Source organism: Hymenobacter agri, assembly GCF_054778495.1.
In genome coordinates, this window is record NZ_BAAGZM010001215.1 from 1 (window position 1) to 636 (window position 636).

The window sequence follows — 636 nt, forward strand, 5'->3', positions numbered from 1 at the left end:
TGGGGCAAGCTGGGCGCGGCCGTGCTCTCGGCTGGGGCCTGCCTGCGCAGCGGCGTGGGGCTGCTCACGGCTCATATTCCGGGCTGCGGCTACGACATCTTCCAAATCAGCCAGCCCGAGGCCATGTGCCTGACCGATAAGCAGGCCGATTTCATCAGCGAGTTGCCCGAGCTGAAGCCCTACCAGGCCGTGGGTATCGGCCCCGGTCTGGGCCAGCAGCCCGCCAGCCTCGCCGTGCTGCGCCAGCTGCTGAAGGCCGCCGCCAAGCCGCTCGAAAAAACCGGCCAGCCCCTGCCCCTCATCATCGACGCCGACGCCCTGAACCTGCTCGGCAGCCACCGCGCACTGTTCAAGCAGCTGCCCGAAAACACCGTGCTCACCCCTCATCCTAAGGAGTTTGAGCGCCTGACCGAGCCGGCCCGCGACGACTACCACCGCCTGGAATTGCTGCGCGATTTTGCCACCGAGCACCGCTGCCTGGTGGTGCTGAAAGGCGCTTACACCTGCCTGGCCACGCCCACCGGCGAGCTGCACTTCAACAGCACCGGCAACGCCGGTATGGCCACCGGCGGCAGCGGCGACGTGCTCACAGGCGTGCTACTGGCGTTGCGCGCCCACGCGCAGCTGCCGCCCTTC

At 68.2% G+C, this 636-nt stretch carries 1 protein-coding gene; it reads left to right on the forward strand.

Annotated elements, in window-relative coordinates; genetic code table 11:
* The coding region (locus tag ACYVDE_RS25395) for an NAD(P)H-hydrate dehydratase (RefSeq protein WP_460504290.1) at positions 1–636 on the forward strand (636 nt) is incomplete at both ends.